Source organism: Kitasatospora sp. MY 5-36, from assembly GCF_001182915.1.
In the GTDB taxonomy this organism is placed as follows: Bacteria; Actinomycetota; Actinomycetes; order Streptomycetales; family Streptomycetaceae; genus Kitasatospora.
In genome coordinates, this window is record NZ_LFVW01001029.1 from 1 (window position 1) to 2,324 (window position 2,324).

Annotated in this window: 3 protein-coding genes; all 3 read left to right on the plus strand. The window is 75.4% G+C overall.

Annotation, left to right across the window (positions count from 1 at the left end):
- Positions 1-220 precede the first annotated feature (220 nt).
- The gene (locus AE652_RS39720) at positions 221-1,138 is read left to right on the plus strand and encodes a ScpA family protein (protein ID WP_082346272.1); all 918 of its coding nucleotides are present in this window, start codon (positions 221-223) and stop codon (positions 1,136-1,138) included.
- Between the two features lie 242 nt (positions 1,139-1,380).
- Positions 1,381-1,974, plus strand: coding sequence for an SMC-Scp complex subunit ScpB (locus AE652_RS39725; protein WP_234348713.1), 594 nt, complete (start codon positions 1,381-1,383; stop codon positions 1,972-1,974).
- A 62-nt stretch (positions 1,975-2,036) separates the two neighbouring features.
- A partial coding sequence (locus AE652_RS48805) for a hypothetical protein (RefSeq protein ID WP_234348712.1) occupies positions 2,037-2,324 on the plus strand: 288 nt, incomplete at its 3' end.

Below are 2,324 nucleotides of genomic sequence, written 5' to 3' on the forward strand. Positions count from 1 at the left end.
GGCGACGTCCCGGGTGCCGGAGGGCCGTGTCGGGCGCCGCAGGGGCGTTCCCGGGGCCCGGGGGACCCACCGTGGCCTGTTCGACGGGACGGGTGCGTGCGGAGGGGCTCGTACGGGCCGGTGAGCGCCGGGCGGGCGCCGGTCCGGGGCGCGGGTGGCACGGCGTGTCGGTCGGCCCCCGGGCGGGGCCGGAGGCGGCGACGGGTGAAGATGGACCGTCATGCCCAGAACCGCCGGACCAGCCGCCACCGTCACCGCCACCACAGCCGCGAGCGCGACCGAGAACGAGTCGCGGGGCGGCTTCCGGGTACGGCTGGACAACTTCGAAGGCCCCTTCGACCTGCTGCTCAGCCTGATCGCCAAGCACCGGATGGACGTCACCGAGGTGGCGCTGGCCACCGTGACCGACGAGTTCATGGCGCACATCCGGGCGATGGGCCCCGACTGGGACCTGGACGCGGCGACCGAGTTCCTGGTGGTGGCCGCCACCCTGCTCGACCTCAAGGCCGCCCGGCTGCTCCCGGTGGCGGAGGTCGAGGACGAGGCCGACCTGGCCCTGCTGGAGGCCCGTGACCTGCTGTTCGCGCGGCTGCTCCAGTACCGGGCGTACAAGCGGGCGGCGGCGCTGTTCGGCGAACGCTGGGCGGCCGAGCTGCTGCGCCGGCCCCGGACCGCCGCCCTGGAGCCCCGGCACGCGGAGCTGCTGCCGGAGGTCGTCCTCGGCATCGGGCCGCGGCGGCTGGCCGAGCTGGCGGCCAAGGCGATGGAGCCCAGGCCCGCGCCGGTCGTGTACGTGGACCACATCCACACCCCGCCGGTGAGCGTGCGGGAGCAGGCCTCCCTGGTGGTGGGGCTGCTCACCGAGCTGGGCGAGGCCTCGTTCCGGCGGCTGGTGGAGGACGCGCCGGACGACCTGGTGGTGGTCGCCCGCTTCCTGGCGCTGCTGGAGCTGTACCGGGAGCGGGTGCTCGCCTTCGAGCAGCCGGAGGCGCTCGGCGAGCTGCTGGTGCGCTGGGTGGCCGAGGAGGGGCGGAGCGCGGTCCAGGTGACGGACGAGTTCGACCGGCCGGCCGGTGAGGCCGGTGGAGACGGCGGGGTCGGTGGAGACGGCGGGGTCGAGGAGGGTCGGCGGCGATGAGCGGACGGGACGAGGGCGGGCGGCCGGTGCGGCGCCCGCTGGGGATGCTGGGGCGGCCGAGGGCCGAGGAGTGGCTGGAGCCGGCCTTCGCGCTGCTGCCGGACCCGGTGGAGCCCGCGGGGCCGGTCGGGCCGGTGGAGCCGGCCGGGGCGGTCCTCGTGCACCAGAAGTCGGCCCCGCCGGCCTCCGGTGCCGAGGGGCCCGCCGACGCCGGGCTGCGGGCCGACCTGGAGGCCGTGCTGATGGTCGTCGACGAGCCGGTGGCGGAGGAGCGGCTGGCCGGGGTGCTGGAGCGGCCCCGGGCCGAGGTGGCGGCCGCGCTGCGCGAGCTGTCCGCCGAGTACACGGCCCAGGGCCGCGGTTTCGACCTGCGGCTGGTCGCGGGCGGCTGGCGGTTCTACAGCCGGGACACCTGTTCCGCGGCCGTCGACCGCTTCCTCCTGGACGGCCGGCAGGCCCGGCTCAGCCAGGCCGCACTGGAGACCCTGGCGGTGATCGCCTACCGGCAGCCGGTGTCCAGATCCCGGGTTTCCGCCGTCCGTGGTGTGAACTGTGACGGCGTGATGCGTACCCTGGTACAGCGAGGACTGGTGGAAGAGGCTGGATCCGAGCCCGAAACAGGTGCGATCCTGTATCGGACGACGAACTACTTCCTGGAACGGATGGGGCTCCGCGGCCTGGACGAGCTGCCGGAGCTCGCTCCATTCCTGCCCGAGGTCGACGACGTGGAAGCGGAGTCCCTGGAGGGCACGATGATCGCGGAGGCGGTCGCCGCCGCTGCCGCGCAGGCCGCGGACGGCAGTGGCGAGGCCGGTCGGGCCGGGCCCGATCGGTAGGGGGCGGTGAGGTCGGCCGAAACGACCGCACATCCCAGACGGAACGACGTACGGACACTTTGATGCGTAGCAGTGGCAACGGCAGGAACAGCAGCGGCGGCGGTAGCGGTCGCGGCGGACAGGGCGGGGGCCGGGGCGGCGGCTCCTCCTACGGCAGCGGCAGCAGTGGCGGCGGTAGCCGCGGCGGCTCGGGCTCGCGCGGGGGTTCGTACGGCGGCAGCGGTGGCGGCTCCTCCTACGGCGGTGGCCGTGGCGGTTCGGGTTCGGGTTCGAGCGCGGGTTCGCGCGGCGGCTCGTTCGGCCGTGACGACCGGCGCGACGACCGCCGTCGGGACGACCGTCGGGACGAC

What these genes read in the sequence shown, in the direction of transcription:
- AE652_RS39720 (WP_082346272.1), top strand. Translation starts at nt 221, where the DNA reads ATGCCCAGAACCGCCGGACCAGCCGCCACCGTCACCGCCACCACAGCC.
- AE652_RS39725 (WP_234348713.1), top strand. Translation starts at nt 1,381, where the DNA reads ATGGTCGTCGACGAGCCGGTGGCGGAGGAGCGGCTGGCCGGGGTGCTG.